The 19,542-nt window shown below is 67.8% G+C and carries 16 protein-coding genes; 9 read left to right on the top strand and 7 right to left on the bottom strand.

Features of this window, described 5'->3' with window-relative positions; genetic code table 11:
- Positions 1 to 28: 28 nt before the first annotated feature.
- The 6 genes from F3J44_RS14695 to F3J44_RS14670 form a co-directional block, all read right to left on the bottom strand.
- Positions 29 to 994 carry a FecR domain-containing protein gene (locus tag F3J44_RS14695; protein WP_167273588.1) on the bottom strand — a complete coding sequence of 322 codons (966 nt, stop codon included), beginning with the start codon at positions 992 to 994 and terminating at the stop codon, positions 29 to 31.
- Positions 991 to 1,500: a sigma-70 family RNA polymerase sigma factor gene (locus F3J44_RS14690; protein ID WP_167056933.1), complete on the bottom strand. Its 510-nt coding sequence runs from the start codon at positions 1,498 to 1,500 to the stop codon at positions 991 to 993. The genes F3J44_RS14695 and F3J44_RS14690 overlap by 4 nt, the downstream gene beginning before the upstream one ends.
- A 335-nt stretch (positions 1,501 to 1,835) precedes the next feature.
- Positions 1,836 to 3,371 carry an MFS transporter gene (locus tag F3J44_RS14685; RefSeq protein WP_167273585.1) on the bottom strand — a complete coding sequence of 512 codons (1,536 nt, stop codon included), beginning with the start codon at positions 3,369 to 3,371 and terminating at the stop codon, positions 1,836 to 1,838.
- Between the two features lie 16 nt (positions 3,372 to 3,387).
- Positions 3,388 to 4,623 carry a cytochrome P450 gene (locus F3J44_RS14680; RefSeq protein WP_167273582.1) on the bottom strand — a complete coding sequence of 412 codons (1,236 nt, stop codon included), beginning with the start codon at positions 4,621 to 4,623 and terminating at the stop codon, positions 3,388 to 3,390.
- Positions 4,623 to 5,300 carry an HAD-IA family hydrolase gene (locus F3J44_RS14675; RefSeq protein ID WP_167273578.1) on the bottom strand — a complete coding sequence of 226 codons (678 nt, stop codon included), beginning with the start codon at positions 5,298 to 5,300 and terminating at the stop codon, positions 4,623 to 4,625. The genes F3J44_RS14680 and F3J44_RS14675 overlap by 1 nt, the downstream gene beginning before the upstream one ends.
- The gene (locus tag F3J44_RS14670; protein WP_167056945.1) at positions 5,300 to 6,346 is read right to left on the bottom strand and encodes a ScbA/BarX family gamma-butyrolactone biosynthesis protein; all 1,047 of its coding nucleotides are present in this window, start codon (positions 6,344 to 6,346) and stop codon (positions 5,300 to 5,302) included. Before F3J44_RS14670 ends, F3J44_RS14675 begins: the two co-directional genes overlap by 1 nt.
- Positions 6,347 to 6,883: 537 nt before the next feature.
- On the opposite strand from F3J44_RS14670, the gene F3J44_RS14665 reads away from it, so the two are divergent.
- The 9 genes from F3J44_RS14665 to F3J44_RS14625 are packed head-to-tail and all read left to right on the top strand — an operon-like array spanning position 6,884 to position 18,309.
- Positions 6,884 to 9,571: a TonB-dependent receptor gene (locus F3J44_RS14665; RefSeq protein ID WP_167273575.1), complete on the top strand. Its 2,688-nt coding sequence runs from the start codon at positions 6,884 to 6,886 to the stop codon at positions 9,569 to 9,571.
- Between the two features lie 26 nt (positions 9,572 to 9,597).
- A complete protein-coding gene (locus tag F3J44_RS14660) occupies positions 9,598 to 10,272 on the top strand; it encodes a class II aldolase/adducin family protein (RefSeq protein WP_167273572.1) in 675 nt (224 codons plus the stop codon).
- On the top strand, positions 10,269 to 11,105 hold the full coding sequence (locus tag F3J44_RS14655; RefSeq protein WP_167056955.1) for a transporter substrate-binding domain-containing protein: 837 nt from the start codon (positions 10,269 to 10,271) through the stop codon (positions 11,103 to 11,105). Before F3J44_RS14660 ends, F3J44_RS14655 begins: the two co-directional genes overlap by 4 nt.
- Positions 11,098 to 11,850 carry an amino acid ABC transporter permease gene (locus tag F3J44_RS14650; protein ID WP_167273569.1) on the top strand — a complete coding sequence of 251 codons (753 nt, stop codon included), beginning with the start codon at positions 11,098 to 11,100 and terminating at the stop codon, positions 11,848 to 11,850. The genes F3J44_RS14655 and F3J44_RS14650 overlap by 8 nt, the downstream gene beginning before the upstream one ends.
- A complete protein-coding gene (locus F3J44_RS14645; RefSeq protein ID WP_167273567.1) occupies positions 11,840 to 12,523 on the top strand; it encodes an ABC transporter permease subunit in 684 nt (227 codons plus the stop codon). Before F3J44_RS14650 ends, F3J44_RS14645 begins: the two co-directional genes overlap by 11 nt.
- Entirely contained in the window at positions 12,511 to 13,701 is a 1,191-nt protein-coding gene (gene metC, locus F3J44_RS14640) for a cystathionine beta-lyase (protein WP_167273564.1), read from the top strand. The genes F3J44_RS14645 and metC overlap by 13 nt, the downstream gene beginning before the upstream one ends.
- A 15-nt stretch (positions 13,702 to 13,716) precedes the next feature.
- Entirely contained in the window at positions 13,717 to 14,751 is a 1,035-nt protein-coding gene (locus tag F3J44_RS14635; RefSeq protein ID WP_167273560.1) for an ABC transporter substrate-binding protein, read from the top strand.
- Between the two features lie 27 nt (positions 14,752 to 14,778).
- Complete coding sequence (locus tag F3J44_RS14630; protein ID WP_167273557.1) at positions 14,779 to 17,070, top strand: TonB-dependent receptor; 2,292 nt, start codon at positions 14,779 to 14,781, stop codon at positions 17,068 to 17,070.
- A gap of 27 nt (positions 17,071 to 17,097) precedes the next feature.
- Complete coding sequence (locus F3J44_RS14625) at positions 17,098 to 18,309, top strand: dipeptidase (protein ID WP_167273554.1); 1,212 nt, start codon at positions 17,098 to 17,100, stop codon at positions 18,307 to 18,309.
- A gap of 310 nt (positions 18,310 to 18,619) precedes the next feature.
- On the opposite strand, the gene F3J44_RS14620 is transcribed toward F3J44_RS14625, so the two are convergent.
- Positions 18,620 to 19,525, bottom strand: coding sequence for a LysR family transcriptional regulator (locus F3J44_RS14620; RefSeq protein WP_167273551.1), 906 nt, complete (start codon positions 19,523 to 19,525; stop codon positions 18,620 to 18,622).
- Positions 19,526 to 19,542: the final 17 nt, after the last annotated feature.

Raw genomic sequence — 19,542 nt, 5'->3', positions numbered from 1 at the left:
TCATGCCAACTCTTGCCTACCGGCCCGGTCAGGCCGTGCGCTGCTGGCCAATGAGCAACAGGTAATCGGTGACCTGAACGATCCGCACGGGCAGGCTTTGCTGGAGGATTTCCAAGGTCTGGCGGCTGTCGTCCAGCGGGAAACGCCCGCTCACCCGCAGGTGCGCCACCGCCGGGTCCAGCCGCACCCAGCCCTTGCGGTAGCTGCGCAAGGCTTCCACCAGGTTGGCCAGCGGTTCGTCGTGCACCACCAGCCAGCCTTGCAGCCAGGCCGTTTCCATGGCGGCCATCGGCGCCTGCTGCAGCACCCCGCGCGGGTCGAACCAGGTTACCTGGCCGGCCCGCAGCAATACCGCCGGTGCAGCGCCTGGCGCCAGGCTGGCGGCCTGCTGCAGGGTCACCACCCGGGCGCGCCCCGGCGCCTCGCGCAGCGCCAGCCGCCCGCCTTCGCTGAACAACGTGCCGGAGGCCGTCTGGATCGCCAGCGGGCGCTGGCCCAGCGGGGCGACGTCGATGAGCATTTCGCCTTCGTGCAGGCGCAAGCGCCGCTGCTGGCCGTCGAACCAGAGTGAAACGCGGCTGCGCGCATTGAGCTGCAACTGGCTGCCATCGCTCAACCGCCAACTGCCGCGCTCGGCAGTGCGGGTGCTGTATTCAAGGCCATCGCGCCAGCTGTCGCGTGGGCTGCTGGCCAGCCAGCCGGCACCGCCCAGCAGCAGGCAGACGCCCAGGGCGTTGCGCAGCAAAGCCCGGCGCCCGTCGGGTTGGTCGAGGCTGTTCAACAACGGCTGGCTGGCCCGCCCACGCCAGGGCGACTGCTGGAAGCGGGCCAGGCCCGAGAGCAAGCGCTGGTACACCTGGCGATGGTGGCTGGAGCGGTTGCGCCAGCGTTCCAGTTCGCTTTGCTGTTGCTCATCGAACGCGCCGGACTGCAGGCGTACCATCCACTCGATGGCCTCCTCGGCCACCGGGTCGTCGAGGCGTTGCGGCTTCATGTTTCCAGGCCCTGGTAGCAGCAGCGCAAGGCTTGCGCCATGAGTTGGTGGATACGTCCCAGCGACAGCCCCAGGCGCTCCTGGATCTGCACGTAGGTCAGGCCTTCGAGCTGGCTCAGCACGAACACCGTGCGCGCCTGGCTGGACAACCCGTCGAGCAGGCGGTCGATGGCCACCAGGCTTTCGACCAGCATCAACTGCTCGTGGGGCGAGGGTTGCAGGTCTTCGGGCACCAGGGCCAAGGCCTGTAGGTAGGCTTTTTCAAGGTCGCGCCGGCGCCAGGTTTCGTACATCAAGCGTTGCGCGATGGTGGTCAGCAGTGCCCGGGGTTCGCGGATCGCGGTTGGGTCCGGGAGCATCCACACACGCAGGAAGGTTTCGGCGGCCAGGTCTTCGGCGCTGTGGTTGCAGCCGGTGCGAAACGCCAGGCGTGCACGCAGCCAGGCGTAGTGTTGCTGGAAGATGCGGGTGACGGTCTGCTGCTTGGGCAGGTTCTGTACGTCCATGGTCTGACAATCTTCTGCGGGACTGCACACGCCATCGGACAAGAAGGTGGTGGCCGGTCAGGTGATCGGTTGACTGCTTCCCTGGCAGTTGAGTCGAGTGTGCACCAGGGGGGATTGGCTGAAAAAGAATATAAAAAGTTAAAAATATGCCCATATTGCATAAGCGATATAGGTGTTCGCCCGTTGACGGTGGCCCCGGTAGGAGCGAGCGCAGCTCGCGATGGGCTGCAAAGCAGCCCCGGCGTAATGAGAACCTTGGGGCCGCTGCGCGCCCCATCGCGAGCTGCGCTCGCTCCTACAGGTGGTGGTGCGTTATCGCATGGGGGGGCGGTGGGTTATTGCACGGCCAATGCGCCGCGCTCCTGTTCGCGCAACGGGCGAACCAGCCAGCCAATCAGCACCGTGAGCAACACGATCACCGCCGCCAGGAACCACAGCACACCGTGGAACGCGCTGTCGTACCCTGCGCGCAACACCGCCTGCAGGGCTTCGGCCTGGGCGGCGCCCTGTACCACGCCGTCCAGGTTGCCGGCCGCTACGCTGTCGATCCAGCCACGCACGGTCGCAGGCTCTGCACTGAATGCACCCAGCCCTTCACGCAGGCGGCCATCGAGCAGGGTCGCCAGCAGCGAGCCATACACCGCCACGGCAATCGCCTCGCTGCCCAGGCGGAAGGTATTGAGCAGCCCCGCTGCCATGCCGGCCTTCTGCGCAGGCACGGTCTTCAGCGCCAGGCCATCGACCAGCCCCGCCGACAGGCCCATGCCGGCACCCACCAGCAGCAGCGGCACTGCCAGTTGCCACAGGCTCGCCTGCACCTGGGCCACCAGCGCCAGGCTCACCACCCCAGCCAACAGGGCCAGTAGGCTGGCCTTGAGGATGCCCACCGCCGACACGCCCCGGGCGGCCCACTTGCCGGCCAGAATTGGGCAGAACAGCATCGGCACGGTCAGCAGCAGCATGGCCAGCCCGGCCTGGGTCGGGGCCAGGCGCAGCACGCCGAACAAATAGCTGGGCAGGTAGGTGAGCAAGGTGACGAAGCCGAACGAGGCCGCAACCGTCACCAGGGCCAGGCCCACGAATGGCCCGCTACCGAGCAGCGACAGGTCGAGCATCGGTTGCAGGTGGCGCCGCTCTTGCCAGGCGAACAGCGCCAGCAGCAGCCCCGAGAGCACCAGCAAGCCGAGCACGCCCGGGCTCTGCCAGCCCCACTGCGAGCCCTGCACGATGGCCACCATCAAGGCCAGCAACGCCAGCACGAACAGCGCCGTGCCGCCAACATCGAAGCCGGTTTTGTGCTCGGCCAGGCGGCCATCGCGGGCAATCAACGGTGTGCCGAGCAGCACCAGGGCCAAGGTCAGGGTGTGCGCCCAGAAGATCGCCCGCCAGCCCACGCCCTCGATCAGCAGCCCCGACAGCGTCGGCCCAAGGCTTACGCCAAGGCCGGCGACGGTGCCGAACAGGGCGAAAGCACGCAGCCGCGCCGGGCCGTCGAAGTGGGTGGAAAGGATGGCGATGCCGCACGAGAAGATCGCCGCTGCCCCTACCCCGGCCAAGGCACGGCCGAGGTCCAGCACCCAGGCGTCACTGGCCAGCGCCGACACCACCGAGGCCAGCACGTACAGCCCGGCACCGGCGACGAAACAGCGTTTGCGACCCAGGCGGTCGGCCAGCGCGCCCCAGGCCAGGGTGAAACAGGCAAACGCCAGGTTGAAGGCATTCACCACCCATTGCAGGTGGGTCAGCGAGGCCTGGATGTCGCTGCCGATGGCCGGCAACGCCAGCGCCGTGCCGGAGATGGAACTGGGCACGACGAAGATCGCCAGCAGGATGGTGCCCAGCAGGGCATTGTCGGAAAGTGTGCTTTTCATGGGTCCGTCCATTCGCTCAAGGGGTGTTGAAGCCGCGCACCGGCAGGCGCGTGGGGCGACGCAGGATGATGCCCTCGACCCACGGCACTTCGTGCGCCGGGATGTCCAGGCGCAAATCGGGCAAACGCTCTACCAGAATCTGCAGCACCGTGGTGATTTCCAGCCGCGCCAGCGCCGCGCCCATGCAGTTGTGCATGCCATAGCCGAACTGCAGGTGGCGCCCGTCCTGGCGGCCCAGGCGAATGGCCAGCGGGTCGGGGAACACCTCGGGGTCACGGTTGGCGGCGAAGGCATCGGCGTAGATCACGCTGCCCGCCGGAATCAGCCCCCACGGGCCATCCAGGTCGCTGCTGGCCAGGCGCGGGAAGGTCGAGATGGTGCCCAGCGGCAGCAGGCGCAGCAGTTCCTCGACGGCCTGCGGGATACGCTGCGGGTCGTCCACCAGGCTGCGGTACAGCGCCGGTTGTGCCAGCAGCACGTACACGGCCTTGGTCAGCACGCTGAGGATGTTCTGGTCGCCGCCAATCAGTACACCCAGCAAAATCCCCACCAGTTCCTTGTCTGACAGTGGCGGTTCGCTGTCATCGCGGCTGGCGACGAAGCGCTGGATCAGGCCGTCGGCATGGCTGGGCCGGGCGCCGGTCACCAGGTCGGTAAGGTAGCCGTACACGCCCCAGAACTGGCGCAACAGCTCGGGCACGTCGGCGTCGGACGCCACCTGAACGGTATGGCTCAGGGGCCGGTAGTAGTCGCGGTCGGCCAGGGGAATGCCCAGCAACTGGCAGTCGACGGTCGAGGGCACCTGCTCCAGCACCAGGCTGAACAGGTCGGCGCCGCGCGGTTGCTGGCGCAGAAGATCGATGCGGGCGTGGGTCACCTGCTCCACTGTTTCGCGCAGCAGGGCCACGCCACTGGGGCTGAAATCCCGCGCCACGACCTTGCGCAGGCGGCCGTGGTCGGGGATGTCGTTGTTCAGCAGCAGCTCGGGTGGGGTGATGGTCGGCAGGAAACTCGGCCCGCCCTCTTCGTTGCAGGGTGCGCGGATGGCGCGGTTGTCGAGCAGCAGTGCTTGCACCTCGGCATGCCGGGTGAGGTGGATGGCGCTGTGGCCGCTGGGCAGCAAGATGCGTTTGAAGCCAGCTTCGGCGGGCAGTTCGCGGTAGGCGGGTGCGGCATCCAACTGGGGAATGTGCTCGAGGGTGATGTCTGCCAACAGCGGTTGGCGCGCCAGTGTGTCCAGGGCAATGTTCATCAGGTAGGTTCTCCTTGGGCAAGCAGCGCGCCAACCCCCGTGGCCCGGGCAATATCGGCCAGGGCCTGGGGGTTGTCGCGAAAGTGCACGGTTTGCCAGCCGCGGGCGGCGGCGGCGGCCACATTGCCGGCCAGGTCGTCGATCAGCAGGTTGGCGTGGGCCGGCAGGCCGGCGCGGGCCAGGGCGATGTCGAAGAACTGGGCGTCGGGTTTGCGGCAACCTTCCTTGCAGGAATCGACCACCAGGTCGACCACACCTTCCAGGCCGACGATGGGCCGCCAGTGCGGCTCCCACTCGACCACATTGTTGGTCAGGATGCCGATGGCATAGCCCGCCTGCTTCAGCGTGCGCGCCGCCTCGACCATGTGCACGTTGGCCTGCACCCCGGCGAACCATTGCTCGCCGAAGCGGCGCAGGCGCGCCCGCGACAGGTCGGCCGGCGGCGCCTGGGCCAGCAACGCCAGCTCCACGCGCCGGCCCCATTCGTCCTCGCTGAGCAGGGCATTCTCGATGGGCGCCAAGGGTGGCACGCCCAGCTCGGCAGCCACCTCGGCGATGGCCTGCTGCAAGGCCAGCGGGGCGATGCCGGTCTTGACCTGATACTGGTCGAACAGTGCATCGATTGGCGGCGACAGCACGCCGCCGAAATCGAACCAGACTCGCTCGATGGCACTCATCAGGCACCTCCCACGGCGGCCAGCAAGGCCGGTTCCACCAGCCGCTGCAGTTCCACCTCGGCACTGGCCAATTGTGCCCCGCCCTGCTCGACCGTCAGGCTCAGCAGCACCCGGCCATCGTCGGCCACGCGCAGGCTGCCCAGGTCCGCACGGACCTCGGTGGCCAGGCCGAACTCGCCGAAGCGGGCGAACACCACCTTGGCCCGCGCCAGCAACAGCTCGTCGGGCGCGAGCCCCGCCTGGCGCTTGGCCGCGAGCAGGGCGATCTGGCGGAAGCCTTCGAGCAGCAGCATGCCGGGGATGTGGTCCAGGGGGTGGTCGAAGATCGCCGGGTTGCCTTGGTCGACGATCAGGGTGCCCACCAGTTGGCCGTCATCGACCTGGATGTCGCGCCCCAGTACCACATTGTTCAGCCAGTGGCGGCCGACCTGGAACGGCGCCAGCGGCGCGGGCAGCTGGGAGCGCGGGTCGGCATGCGGGGCGGTGGCGGCGATGGCGCGGTTGCGCATCTTGTTCCAGGCCGCGTCAGTCATCCATCGGATGGCCATGCGTTCGTGGCGGGCGGCCACGCGGCCGTTGAGGGCCAGGGTCATGTCCAGCGTCACGCCGCTGCGCACGCCGTGGCGCACGTATTCGTCCACCACTCGCACTTCGATCAGTGCCGAGGCCGGGCGGTCGCCGACCACCAGCGCTGCGCGCTCGACCACCCGGGTGTCGCTGTCGAGGTAGATGAACTTGTCCTTGGCGCTGACATCGAGGAAGGCGTGGGAGATGTAGATGGACGCCTGGCGGAACACTTCGAGCAACAGCAGCATGTCGTAGTGGGCGTCGCGGTGGGTGTGTTCGCTGAAGTAGCTGTGGGTGCGCGGTAATTGCGCCAGGCAGCGGAAGTGGCCTTCGCCGATGCGCTGGGCGCCGGTGAGGAACACTTCGCTGACCGCGGCGCGGTGGACCATGCCACGGGGGACGGTGTTTTCGTCGACACTGGCGGCCAGTAGCACGGCGGGGTCGAAGGTGTTGGGTTCGGGGTGCTGCAAGGTGGTCATGGGGGTGGCCTCGTCAGGTTGTTAATGGGTGATCTGCCCAAGCTGTGCAACTGGACGAGGAAGTTTTCAGTGGGGGTTGAGATTGTTTGGTTACTTGCTTAGATCGAGTTGGGGTGGGGGGGGTGTTGGGCGGTAGGGATGTGTTGTCTGGGAGATCGAGCGCCGCCCGCGCGGCGCTTCGCGAGCTGCGCTCGCTCCTACGTCTGTTTCGGGCCAGTGAGTCCTGGGGGATTTGCGCGCGAACGCCTTGGAGCATGCCTCGATATCGCGTCATACCCACAAGGCGGTCGCGCGCGATGGCGCAGGCGTAATTGGCCCGAAACAAACGTAGGAGCGAGCGCAGCTCGCGAAGCGCCGCGCGGGCGGCGCTCGATCGCCCAGGCAACACATCCCCAAAACGGTTCACACCCCAACCCCAGTTATAACCCCCCAACCACAAGTTCTAACGCCCCCACTGAAATTCCCGCGCCCTCATCGCTCAAGGTCGGAAACAACAGCCAACACACGACTGCGCTGCACCGACCCGGAGTTCCACCTATGCCCCGACGTTTCGCCCTCGCCCCCCTGGCCTGCGCCCTGGCCATCCATGCCCTGCCCGCCCAGGTGCACGCCGACACCGCCGTACCGCCGGCCAGCACGCTGCAACAGGCCGACTACGACATCCCCGCCGGCAGCCTCGAAGAGGCGCTGCTGGCCATCTCCCAGCGCAGCGGCAAAGCCATCGCCTTCGACCAGGCCCAGGTCGCCGGCCTGAACGCCCCGGCCATCCACGGCAGGCTCACGCCCCAACAAGCCCTGGACACCGCCCTGCACGGCAGCGGCCTTGGCCATAGCAGCACACCCAGCGGGGCCCTGCGTATCCATGCCACCTCCGCCACCGCCCCGGCTGCTGCCCCCGTTACCCCTGCCGCCGCACCGCGCCTGGGCGCCGTGCAGGTGATCGGCACCCGGCGCAGCGATGTCAGCGCCCTGCAAGGCAGCGCCCCGGTCGACATCATCGACGGCGAGGCGCTGCGCCGCACCGGCCACGACAGCCTGGCCCGGGCCTTGGAAACCCTGGTGCCGTCGGTGACCTACCCGCAGATCAACGGCACCGACGGCGTTTCGGCGCAACGCCCGGTGCTGCTGCGCGGGCTTGCCGCCGACCAGGTGCTGGTGCTGGTCAATGGCAAGCGCCGGCATGCCTCGGCCTTCGTCAACACCAAGGCCACCCTTGGCCGTGGCTCGCAGGCCGTGGACCTGGCGACGATCCCGGTGTCGGCCATCGACCATATCGAACTGCTGCGCGATGGCGCCTCGGCCCAGTACGGCTCGGACGCCATCGCCGGGGTAATCAACATCGTGCTCAAGGACCAGGACCACGGCGGCGAGGCCCAGGCCAGCGTCGGCCAGTACACCAAAGGCGACGGTTTCAGCCGCTCGCTGTCGGGCTGGAAAGGCTTCAGCCTGCCCGGCGACGGCTACCTGACCCTGAGCGCCGAAGGCGTGGAAAGCGAACGCACCTCCACCGCTGGCACCGACCTGCGCCAGTTCTACCCCGCAGGCGACAGCCGCGAAGCCGATGCCGACCGCCACTGGCGCTATGGCTCGCCGGGGCTGGACGACTGGAAGATCGGCGTCAACGCCGGGGCGTTCGTCAACGAGCAAACCGAACTCTACGGCTTTGCCACCTACCAGGACCGCACCGCCGAATCCCAGGCCGTGTTCCGCCGGCCCATCGACGCCAACAACATCACCAGCGTCTACCCCAACGGCTTCCTGCCCCTGCTCGACGTGCGCTCGCGTGACGCCGCTGCCACCACCGGCGTGAAGTATGAAAACCCGCTGCTTGGCCGCTTCGACCTCAGCGCCACCTATGGCCGCAACCGCATCGACTATCACGTGGGCGACTCGCTCAACGCCAGCCTCGGCGCCGCCAGCCCGCGCAGCTTCGACGCCGGTGCACTAGTCAACGATCAGGCCCAGCTGAGCCTGGACCACGTCAAGGAATTCAGCGTCGGCTACGGCGCCGGCCCGCTGGTGTTTTCCAGCGGCCTGGCCTGGCGCCGGGAAGGCTACGAGGTGATTGCCGGCGACACCGCCTCATGGGCCCAGGGCAGCGTGCTCGCCGGCCGCGCCGGTGGTGCCCAGGGTTTTCCCGGCACCCAACCCAGCGACGAGGGTAGCTATTCGCGCAAGGTGTTCGGCGGCTACCTCGGCCTTGAGCAACAGCTGACCCAGGCCCTGCAACTGGGCCTGGCGGCGCGCAGCGAGCACTACGACGACTTCGGCACCACCACGACCGGCAAATTCTCGCTGCGTTACGACTTCACCGAGCAGTTCGGCCTGCGCTCGACCCTGAGCAGCGGCTACCGCGCCCCAACCCTAGGCCAGATCGGCACCTCGGCGACGCAAACCGAATTTCTTGCCGGCGACCCTACCGCCTACCAGGTGGGCACGGTCAGCGTCGATACCGCCGTGGCCCGTGCGCTGGGCGCCAGTGACCTGAAGCCGGAAAAGTCGACCAACGTCTCGCTGGGCCTGGTGTGGCAACCCAGCGAGGCCGCAAGCCTGACCCTGGACGCCTACCAGATTCGCATCAAGGACCGCATTGCGCTTTCCGAAACCCTGCGCGGCACCACCGTCAGCCAGATCCTTGCCAGCCAAGGCTACGGCAACTACTCCGGCGTGAGCTTCTTCACCAACGCCCTGGACACCCGCACCCACGGCCTGGACCTGATCGGCAGCTACCGCCTGAACCTGGCGCAGGTGGGCGAGCTGACCCTGACCGGCGGTTTCAACTGGAGCAAAACCCAGGTCACCGACGTCAAGGACAACCCAGGCCCGCTGGCCGGCACCGGCGTCATCCTGATAAACCGCGAAGCCCTGAGCTATGTGCAGAGCGCCAGCCCGCAAAGCAAGCTGGTACTGGGCGCCGACTGGCGCCGCGGCCCGTGGCAGGCCAACTTCACCACCCTGCGCTATGGCCGCTACACCCTCGACTCCAACGCCGGCACGCAATTCGACCAGACCTTCGCCAGCCAGTGGGTGAGCAACGCCAGCCTGTCCTATGACGTGGACAGCGCCCTCACCCTCACCGTGGGAGCCAACAACCTGTTCGACAGCTACCCCGACAAGATCGACGTGGCCAACCGCTTCGTCGGTGGCCGCGTGCAGTACCAGAGCATCTCGCCGGCCGGTGCCGAGGGTGCCTTCTACTACCTCAAGGCCAACTACCGCTTCTGACCCGCCACCTGCACAGGAACACCCCCATGAGCCAATCTGCCTCCACCGCGGACCTGCTGCTGTTCGCCCAACAGTTCGAAAAAGACTTCGCCAGCGCCCGCCAATTGCTGCTGCAGCACCAGGCGCTGTCGGCCAACCAGGCCGGGAACATCAGCCTGCGCCTGCCGAACGAGCAGCGCCTGTTGATCGCCACGCTCAACGGTGCCGACGCGGGCCGCGCCGCGCTGTTCGATTTCGACCTCGACCACAGCCAGGGCCATGCCAGCGACAACTTGCGCGAAGTGGCCGCACTGCACGTGGCCATCTACCGCCAGCGGCCCCAGGTGCGCTCGGTGATCCACACCCACTCGCCCTACCTGAGCGCCTTCGCCATCGCCGGGCGACCGCTGCGCGCCCATGCCAGCCAGTTGCTTGGCGTACTCGACGAGGACCAGGAAATCCCTCTGACCGCCTGGGGCCCGCGCTACTCGGCGCAGCCGGTGATCGATGCACTGCAGGCCCACCCCCGGGCACCTGCGGCGCTGCTGGCCAACCACGGCCCATTCGCCTGGAGCGATCGCGACTTGCTGGCCACCACGCGCCTGCTGATCAACCTGGAGGAGTCTGCCCACCTGACCTGGCTGGCCGCCCAACTGGGCACGCCGCAGCCCTTCCCGGCCGGCGCCGCTGTGCAGTCGCGCCAAGGCTGGGTGGCGCCATGAGCAGCGCCCGCTACGCCCTGTGCCTAGGCGCGCTATTGCTCAGCGCAGGTGCCAGTGCCGAGCCGCTGCTGGAGCGGGCGGTGGCGCGCGGGGTGCTTAACGTCTGCAGTGGCGATGAGTTTCCACCGTTCAAGTTCATTGGCGCCGACAACCGCCCGGCCGGGCTGATTCCCGACCTGATCGGCGACCTGCACCAGCAGTTGTCGGCCACCCTTGGCCAGGGCCTGAAGCTGCAACTGGTACAGGTGAACCCGGTCAATCGCATCCTGTTTCTGCAGCAGGGGCGCTGCGACCTGCTGGTGACCTCGATGCTCGATACTCCGGCGCGGCGCCGCCAGGTGGACTTCGCCAGCCCCGGTTTCTACAGCTCGGCAGCCACGGTGTTCGCACCCAAGGCCACACCGTTGGCCGACTGGCAGGCGCTGCGCGGCAAAACCCTGTGCGCACCGGCCACCAGCGTGTGGGTGCGTCCGCTGGAGGCGCGCTATGGCGTGCACTTCATTGCCTTCAACGGCAGCGCCGAGGTACGCAAGGCGGTGGCCGACCAGCGCTGCCTCGGCGCCCTGGGCGACGATGTGCTGTACCAGGCACTGGCCGCCAGCCCCGGCTGGCAAGACTACGAAGTGAAACTGCCCGGGCAGGACCCGGCGCCCTGGGGCATCGCCGTGCGCCAGGGGCAACCGGCGCTGCTCAAGGCGGTATCCGCCATCGTCGAGGGTTGGCACGCCGAAGGCCTGATCGTCAGCCTGGAGCAGCGCTACGGCCTGGCCCCCAACCCCTGGGTGGCGGCCCAGCACCAGCGCGCCCGGCAGCAGGTGGCAGCGCATGACTGACAGCAGCCTGCAAACCTGGCTCGACCAGCACGGCCTGGTGCTCAGCGTGCTGTGGGACCCACTGGACCGCAGCCGCCTGCTCGAAGGGCTGGGCCTGACGCTGGGCATGGCGCTGACCTGTGGCGTGGCGTCGCTGTTGATCGGCCCCCTTGGCGTGGCCGCCCAGCACTCGCCACGGCCCTGGCTGCGCGGCCTGGTCAACGGCTATGTGGCGCTGTGGCGCAGCACGCCGCTGCTGGTGCAGTTGTTCTTCCTGTATTTCGGTGTCGGCGCCCTGCTGCCGCTGACCGTGGGTGAGGATGGCAGCCCGGTGCGGCTGTTGGGCGGTACCGGCTGGGCAATGATCGCCATCGCCCTGTACAGCGGCGCCTTTCAGGTCGAGGCGCTGCGCGCCGGTATCGACGCCGTGCCCCAGGGCATCCGCGAGGCGGCGGCGGCACTGGGCCTGCAGGGCCCGGCCCTGTGGCGTCACATCCTGCTGCCGCTGGCCCTGCGCAACAGCCTGCCAGCCCTGGGTAACAACCTGGTGCAGACCTTGAAGGCCACCTCGGTGGCGTACGCGGTGGCCGCGCCCGAGCTGCTGTACGCGGCCAACCGTATCTGGGCCGACCGCTTCAACGTCGGCGAAATGATGCAGGTGCTGCTGGTGACCTGGTTGTTGCTGATCGGCACCTGCAGCTGGCTGCTGGGGCGCCTGGAAGCGCGCCTGCAATTGCCTGGGCAGGAGGCTGCCGATGGCCGCTGAATCGCTGCCCTCACTGTTCTGGCAGTGGCTGCCGGCGCTGGGCCAAGGCTTTGCGCTGAACATCGCCATGGGCCTGTTGGCCATGGCCCTGGCAACCGCTGCCGGCACGCTGTTGGGGCTGGCCCAGATCATCGCCGCACCGGGCCTGGCACGCCTGGCCGGGCGCGTGGGCCGTGGCCTGCGCAACCTGCCCTGGCTGGTGGTGATGTTCTACGTGGCCTACTTGCTGCCCTACGAGGTCAAGCTGGCCGGGCACTGGCTGCAACTGGCCGACTGGTTGAAGGTTGCCCTGGGCCTGGCCTTGCCGGCCAGCGGCTACGTGGCGGAAATGCTGCGCGGCGCCCTGCAGGCGGTGCCGGCCGGCCAGTGGCAGGCCGCCCAGGCCCTGGGCCTGTCGCGCTGGCAGGCGCTGCGCTGGGTGATCGCGCCGCAGTCGCTGCGCAGCCTGCTGCCGCCCTGGATGAACCTGTTCTGCACCCTGTGCATGTCCACTTCGCTGGGCAGCCTGCTGGGCGTGGAAGAGTTGATGAGCGTGCTGCAAAGCCACCTGGCCGGCCAGCTGCGCCCCGATGTGCTGCTGCCCGCCTACGCCCTGGCGTTTGCCGCGTTCTTTTTCTTCATCTACCCGCTGGCCCGCTGGGCCCGCCACCTGGAGCTGCGATGGAGCCACTGAAGCCGTGGCGCGATGACACGCGCCTGACCCACAGCGGCCGTGACCCGGCCAACCACGCCGGCACGGTCAATACCCCGGTGTACCGCAGCTCGACGTTCATCTGGCCCAACAGCCAGACCCTGCCCCGCTACCTGGAGCAGGCCGCTGACCCGCAGCTGCGTGAACACATCTACGGGCGCAACGGCAACCCCACCACCGCCGCCTTCGAAGACGCCGTGGCAGCACTGGAGGGCGGCTTTCGCAGCCTGGTGATGCCTTCGGGGCTGGCCGCCATCGCCGGGGCGATCCTGGCCCTGGTACAAAGCGGCGACCATGTGCTGGTCACCGATAACTGCTACGGCCACGCCCGCCAGCTGTTCGACCAGGTGCTGCCGGGCATGGGCGTGCACGTCAGCTACTTCGTCCCGCTGCTGGGCGCCGACCTGGCCGCGCTGATGCGCCCCAACACCCGCCTGGTGTACGCCGAGGCGCCGGGCTCCAATACCTTCGAGGTGCAGGACATTCCGGCCCTGGCGCGGGTCGCCCATGCCCATGGCGCGTTGCTGGTGATGGACAACACCTGGGCCACGCCGCTGTTCTTCAAGCCGTTCGTGCATGGCGTTGATGTGTCGCTGCAGGCGGCCACCAAGTACCTGGTGGGCCACAGTGACGCCATGCTCGGCGTGATCACCACCACCGAAGCGCTGTACAGCCAGGTGCGCGAACGGGTACGCCTGCTCGGCTACATCGCCGGTGCCGACGATGCCTACCTGGGGCTGCGCGGCCTGCGCACCCTGGGTGTACGCCTGCGCCAGCACCAGCAATCGGGGCTGGCGGTGGCGCGCTGGCTCAGCGCCCGCCCGCAAGTGCTCAAGGTGCTGCACCCGGCGCTGCCCGGCAGCCCCGGCCATGCCCTGTTCGAACGCGACTTTCTCGGCGCCAGCGGGCTGTTCGGCGTGGTGCTGCAACCGGTGCCGGACGCCGCCTTGCACGCCTTTCTCGACAGCCTGCAGCTGTTTGCCCAGGGCGCCAGCTGGGGCGGCTTCGAGAGCCTGATCCGCATTGCCCATGCACAACGCACCTTCCCGCCCGCGCTGCCGCGTGGGCACCTGCTGCGCCTGCACGTAGGCCTGGAAGCGGTCGACGACCTGATCGCCGACCTCGACCAGGGCTTCACGCACCTGCACTCCCAACCTTGAACGATGGAGCCTGAGATGACTGAACCTGTAAGCGCTTTCTATAGCATCTGCCCACTGCTGGTGGCCTCCAACCTGGCCGTGGAGCTGGGCTGGCTCGACGAGGAATTCGAACGCGCCGGGGCCACGGCCCGCTACCTGCGCTCGCTGCCGGGCAACGGCGGCTGGTTGAGCCACTTCGACCATAGCCAGGCCGGGCTGATTCGCGATGGCGGCGCCACCCCGGCGCTGTGGGCCCGGGCCGAGCACCGCGACACGGTGCTGTTGGCCACCACCGCCACCCAGCGCGCCGGGCAGATCCTAGTGCGTGCCGATGGGCGCATTCGCCAGGTGGCCGACCTGTTCGGCAAGCGCATCGGTGTGCCGGTAAGCCGCAACGTCCAGCGTATCGACGTACTCAAGGTGGTGGCCGAGCAAGGCATCACCAGCGCCCTGGCCCTGGCCGACCTGCAGCCAGGCCAGGTGCGCCTGGTGCCGATCGAGGACGAAGGCGACCCGCACGACCTGCTGCCGGCGCGCCGCCCGGCGGCGCTGTGGGCGCAGTTGCGCGGCCTGCACAGCGGCCCCGGCGCCGAGCTGCAGGCGCTGGCCGAGGGCCGGGTGGACGCCTTGCACGTGAGCTACGGCCATGTGCCGAAGCTGCTGGCCAGCGGGCAGTTCAGCGTGATCGAAGACCTCGAACGCTACCCCGACTGGACCTTGAAGAACCAGAACGGCCCCTATGTCACCACGGTCGACCGGGCCTTTGCCGAGGCTCACCCCGAGGTGGTGGTGGCCTTCCTGCGCGCCGCCATCCGCGCCGGGCGCTGGATCGCCGAGTTCCCCGAGGCGGCCGCGTCACTGTTGACCCGGGTCACCTTCCTGCCCGGCGCTGCGTTCATCGCCGAAAGCCTGCGCGGTCGCGACCTGGTGCCGAACCTGGCGCCGCGCAACCTCGCCGCACTGCAGCTGAAACAGGACTTCCTGCTGCGCCACGGTTACCTGCAACAGGCCTTCGATGTCCAGGCCTGGGCCCAGCCCGACTACCTCGCCCAGGCCCACGCCGGGCTTTGACGCCCACTTTTTTGCCAAGGATCGCCCATGACTCACAGTGCTCCCCCGTTTGCCCGTATCCCGCTGCCCGGCCTGCTGCTCGGCGGCCTGCTGGCCAGCCCGACGTTTGCCGACGACACCCAGTTGGGCCAGGTTCAGGTGGTTGGCGCCCGCGTCACCGAAGCCAGCGCCGCCATCGGTGAAGACCGCATCAGCAACACCTTGTCGATCTCGCACCAGGCCCTGCTCTCGGCCCCCGCCGGCACCTCGGGGCTGAAGATGCTCGAAGCCCTGCCCGGCTTCAACGTGCAGGTCAACGATGCCCTGGGCCTGTACGAATTCGGCAACTCGGTGTTCGTGCGCGCCTTCAACCTGCAGCAGATCGGCTTTTCCATCGACGGCGTGCCGCTGGGGCGCAGCGACCAATTCGGTGGCAGCCCGATCTACCGCTACGTCGACAACGAAAACACCCAGCAGGTCACCGCCTCCACCGGGGCCGGCGACGTGACCCAGGCCGGCTATGCCTCGCTCGGCCCCTACGTTGACTACCAGACCAGCGACCCGGCGCCGGAGCCTGGCGCCAGTGTGTCCTACACCCTGGGCAGCGACAGCCTGCGGCGCAGCTTCGTGCGCCTGCAAAGCGGCGAGCACAATGGCCTGTCGGCCTACGTGAGCCGGTCGAAGATCGACGGCGACCTGTGGCGCGGGCCCGGTACCATCGACCGCGAGCACCTGGAGGCGAAAGTGCGCTACCGCTTTGGCGAGGGCAACAGCCTGTGGCTGCGGGTGGTGCACAATGCCTTCCACGACTATGACTCGCCCTACGTCAGCCTGGCCCAGTACCACGGCACGGCCAACGACCCATTTGGCCGCTCAGGGCGCGACTTCCCTTACCTGGGCTACCTCCCGGACCTGCCCGCAACCACGCCGGGGGTGCAATACAGCAACACTGGCTACAACCAGTACTACAAGCAGGCGGTCAACCAGCGCCGCGACACGCTCTACAGCCTTGGCGGGCAGTTTCGCCTCAACGACGACCTGACCCAGTACGCCACGCTCTACTACGAGGGCAAGCGTGGCTACGGCGTATCGCCCGAGGCCTACGCCACCTCGCTGGCCTTGCACAACGCCGAGGCCAACGTGCCTGGGCTGGTCGCGCCCAAGGGCGTGCAGTACGGCCTTTCGGCCCTTAGCGGCCACCGCTACGGCGCCCGCACGGGCCTGCAATGGGAAGTGGGCAACCACCGCCTGGAGGCCGGTGTCTGGGCCGAGAAGGACGTGTTCAACCGCCTGCAGGCGCGCTACAACCTTACCGACGGCAGCCCCGCTGGCGAGCCGCTGTTCGACGAGCCAGTACACCTGCAGGGTGACTTCAGCTCGACCCGTGATTCGCTGCAACTGCACCTGAAGGACACCTGGGCGCTGCTCGATGACCGCCTGCTGCTGCAGTACGGCTTCAAGCGCCTGAACCTGGACTACCGCATCGAGGGGCCACGCAACGCCGGTGACTACATCAACGGCCGCAGCCCGCGCTTGTCGACCACCTGGCAAGACGGCTTCCTGCCGCAGTTGGGGGCGGTGTACAACCTCACCGACAGTACCCAGCTGTTCGCCTCCTACTCCGAGAACATGGCCCTGCCCCGTGGCGCCGATGACATCTACCGCGCTGCCAGCCCGCAAGCCCCGGCGCCGGAAGCCGAACGGGCGAAGAACTACGAGCTGGGTTGGCGCATCAACCGCCCGACTTTCAATGCCGCCTGGGCGATTTACCGCAGCGACTTCGACAACCGCCTGCAGGCTTTTGCCTCACCGGTTGCCGGCAGCAGCCAGGTGGAAACCTTCTACCAGAACGTGGGCAAGGCCCAGGCCTACGGCAGCGAGCTGAGCGGCCAGTGGAAGCCGCGCCCACTGGGCGGCCAGGTGATTTTCAACGGTGCCCTGAGCTACAACCGCGCGCAGTTCAAGAACGATGCCGCAGGCCTGGCCCTGAGCGGTAACGACCTGCCCGACAGCCCGCGCTGGCTGGCCCAGGCCGGGGTCACCTGGGAGATCGCACCCTGGGCGATCTTCAACGTTTCGGCACGCTACATCGGCGAGCGCTACAGCAACTTCACCAACAGCGAGCAGGTGCCCGGCTACACCCTGTACAACGCCTACCTGGACCTGGGCGGCAAGGCCTGGGCCGGCGCCGGGTTGTCCAGCGTCAAGCTGCGCTTCAACGTCGACAACCTGTTCGACAAGCATTACCTGGGCTACATCCTCACCAGCACCGACGGCCCCGCGGTGTTCCGCCCAGGCTCGCCACGTACCTTCCAGACCACCCTGAGCGTGGACTTCTGACCGCGCCCACCCTTTGGAACCTGCCCCATGAAGCCACTGCTACTGGCCCTCGCCCTGGCCAGCCCGGCCGCGCACGCCGATACTGCGGTCAGCGCGCAAACCCTGGCCCTGCACCAGCGCCTGCTGGTGCTCGACAGCCACCTGGACACCCCCCTGCAATTGACCCGCCCCGGCTGGGACATCAGCCAGCGCCACGACGTCAAGGCCGATGGCAGCCAGGTCGACCTGCCGCGTATGCGCGAGGGCGGGCTGGATGGCGGTTTCTTCGCCATCTACACCCCCCAAGGCCCGCGCGACGCGGCTGGGCTGGCCTATGCCAGTGCCTATGGCTTGGCCACCTTGCAGCGCATCCGCGACATGATCGACCGCCAGCCCGGGCAATTCGCCCTGGCGCGCACAGCCGAGGATGCCCGGCGCATCGCCGCCACTGGCAAGCGCGTGGTGTTCATCAGCATGGAAAACGCAGAACCGCTGGCCGCCGACCTTGGCTTGCTGCGCACCTACCAGCGCCAGGGGCTGAGCATGCTGGGCCTGGTGCACTTCACCAGCAACCACTTCGCCGACTCGGCCACCGCCCTGCCCGAATGGCACGGTTTGAGTGACCAGGGCCGGGCGTTGGTGTACGAGGCCAATCGGCTGGGCATTTTGCTGGACGTGTCGCACGCCTCTGATGCGGTGTTCGACCAGGTGCTGGCGTTGTCGCGTGCGCCGATCATCGCCTCCCATTCCAGCAGCCGCGCGGTCAATGCCCACCCGCGCAACCTCGACGACCAGCGCCTGCGCCAGTTGGCCGCCAAGGGCGGCGTGGTGCAGGTGACGGCCTACAGTGACTACCTGATACCGCTCAAGGCCAACCCTGAGCGGAACAAGGCCATGGCGGCGCTGGGCGCACGGTTCCGCCAGATCGCTGCACTGAGCCCTGAACAGGCCCGCGCGCTGTTTGCCGAGCGGGCCGAGATCGACCGCCGCTACCCGCAGCCACGGGCCGACCTGGAGGTGTTCATGCGCCACCTGTTGCATGTGCTGGAGGTGGTCGGCCCCAGGCATGTGGGTATCGGCGCTGACTGGGATGGGGGTGGCGGTGTCGAGGGCCTGGAGGAGGTCAGCCAGCTGCCACGGATCAGCCAGCGCTTGCTGGATGCAGGGTATGGCGAGCAGGACCTGGCGGATATCTGGGGAGGCAACCTGTTGCGGGTGTTGCAGCAAGCACAACAAGCAACCGAACACGGTTCCTCGTAGGCGATAGGTAGGAGCGGGCTTGCCCCGCGAAGCAGGCGCCGCGGTGTATGGCACCGGCTTCGCCGGTGTTCGCGGGGCAAGCCCGCTCTCATGGAACAAATTGCAATTATCTGATTTAACAGAGAATCCTTGTGGGAGCGGGCTTGCCCGCGAACACCGGCGAAGCCGGTGCCATACACCGCGGCGCCTGCTTCGCGGGCAAGCCCGCTCCCACAGGGAATTGCGGCGCGCCTGCTGGCACTGTTCCCTGCGCGACAGCGCAGCCCGCAGGGCTGGGTGATCTCCTACAGGAATATTTTTACCTTCCCCCTCACAGCACCCCCAGCAACAACCTGGAAAAATCACACGTCTGCCCGGCCAATTCAGCCACCGCCGGGTTGATTCCCTGGCTCCGGTCGGTACGGTACAGCGCCCCATAGCGTACCTGGGGCAGCCGTGGCCGGGTGCGGATCACCTGCAGCGCCCCGCGCTCCACCAACTGCGACAGGCACTGGCGCGGCAGGTAGCTGATGCCGATACCGGAAATGGTCAGGCCCACCTGCACCAGCAGGTTCTGGCTGGTAATCATGCGCGGCAGGTGCACGCCCTGCTCCGCCAGCCAGCGCTCGTACACCAGCTCCGTGCCAGAGCTCGAACCCTGGGTCATGACCGTGTATTGCGCCAGGTCCGCCAAGGCCACTTCCCCGTCGAAGTGCGAAAGCTCCGGCCCGCACATCCAGGCATTTTCCACGCTTTGCAGCGGCGTGCAGACGAAGCGCGCATCCTGGAACACATCGGGCACCACGATCAGGTCCAGCTCATCGCCTTCGAGCTTGCGGTACAACTCGCTGGACAACTCCACCGACGGCTCGATCTGCAACCGCGGGTAGGCCTGGCGAATGGCCTCGACGAACGCCGGTAACCAGGTCAGCGCGGTCAGCTCGGTCACCCCCAGGCGCAGCCTGCGCAGTTGCACATCCCGTGCGCCCACCCGCTCAAGCAACTGGTCGCGCCGGGCCAGCAGCTCGCGCACATGCTCCAGCAGTTCCACACCCTTTTCGGTCAGCCGGGCGCTGCGGCGGCTGCGGTCGAACAGTGGCGTCTCGAAGGTGTCCTCCAGCTCCTGGATACGCTTGGAGATCGCCGACTGGGACATGTTCAGGCGCAGCGCAGCGGCTTCGAAGCTGCCACATTCGGCAATCCAGTACAGCGCTTCCATTTGCTTGAAGGTGATCATCGCGGCGGCCTTTCATG

The sequence above is a fragment of the Pantoea sp. Tr-811 genome (genome assembly GCF_011752535.1).
In the GTDB taxonomy this organism is placed as follows: domain Bacteria; phylum Pseudomonadota; class Gammaproteobacteria; order Pseudomonadales; family Pseudomonadaceae; genus Aquipseudomonas.
Note: the sequence above shows the minus strand (reverse complement) of the source record. Positions and strands in the feature narration are given on the sequence as shown.

Coding starts and splice junctions, on each gene's coding strand:
- F3J44_RS14695 (WP_167273588.1), bottom strand. CDS start 994: ATGAAGCCGCAACGCCTCGACGACCCGGTGGCCGAGGAGGCCATCGAG.
- F3J44_RS14690 (WP_167056933.1), bottom strand. CDS start 1,500: ATGGACGTACAGAACCTGCCCAAGCAGCAGACCGTCACCCGCATCTTC.
- F3J44_RS14685 (WP_167273585.1), bottom strand. CDS start 3,371: ATGAAAAGCACACTTTCCGACAATGCCCTGCTGGGCACCATCCTGCTG.
- F3J44_RS14680 (WP_167273582.1), bottom strand. CDS start 4,623: ATGAACATTGCCCTGGACACACTGGCGCGCCAACCGCTGTTGGCAGAC.
- F3J44_RS14675 (WP_167273578.1), bottom strand. CDS start 5,300: ATGAGTGCCATCGAGCGAGTCTGGTTCGATTTCGGCGGCGTGCTGTCG.
- F3J44_RS14670 (WP_167056945.1), bottom strand. CDS start 6,346: ATGACCACCTTGCAGCACCCCGAACCCAACACCTTCGACCCCGCCGTG.
- F3J44_RS14665 (WP_167273575.1), top strand. CDS start 6,884: ATGCCCCGACGTTTCGCCCTCGCCCCCCTGGCCTGCGCCCTGGCCATC.
- F3J44_RS14660 (WP_167273572.1), top strand. CDS start 9,598: ATGAGCCAATCTGCCTCCACCGCGGACCTGCTGCTGTTCGCCCAACAG.
- F3J44_RS14655 (WP_167056955.1), top strand. CDS start 10,269: ATGAGCAGCGCCCGCTACGCCCTGTGCCTAGGCGCGCTATTGCTCAGC.
- F3J44_RS14650 (WP_167273569.1), top strand. CDS start 11,098: ATGACTGACAGCAGCCTGCAAACCTGGCTCGACCAGCACGGCCTGGTG.
- F3J44_RS14645 (WP_167273567.1), top strand. CDS start 11,840: ATGGCCGCTGAATCGCTGCCCTCACTGTTCTGGCAGTGGCTGCCGGCG.
- metC (WP_167273564.1), top strand. CDS start 12,511: ATGGAGCCACTGAAGCCGTGGCGCGATGACACGCGCCTGACCCACAGC.
- F3J44_RS14635 (WP_167273560.1), top strand. CDS start 13,717: ATGACTGAACCTGTAAGCGCTTTCTATAGCATCTGCCCACTGCTGGTG.
- F3J44_RS14630 (WP_167273557.1), top strand. CDS start 14,779: ATGACTCACAGTGCTCCCCCGTTTGCCCGTATCCCGCTGCCCGGCCTG.
- F3J44_RS14625 (WP_167273554.1), top strand. CDS start 17,098: ATGAAGCCACTGCTACTGGCCCTCGCCCTGGCCAGCCCGGCCGCGCAC.
- F3J44_RS14620 (WP_167273551.1), bottom strand. CDS start 19,525: ATGATCACCTTCAAGCAAATGGAAGCGCTGTACTGGATTGCCGAATGT.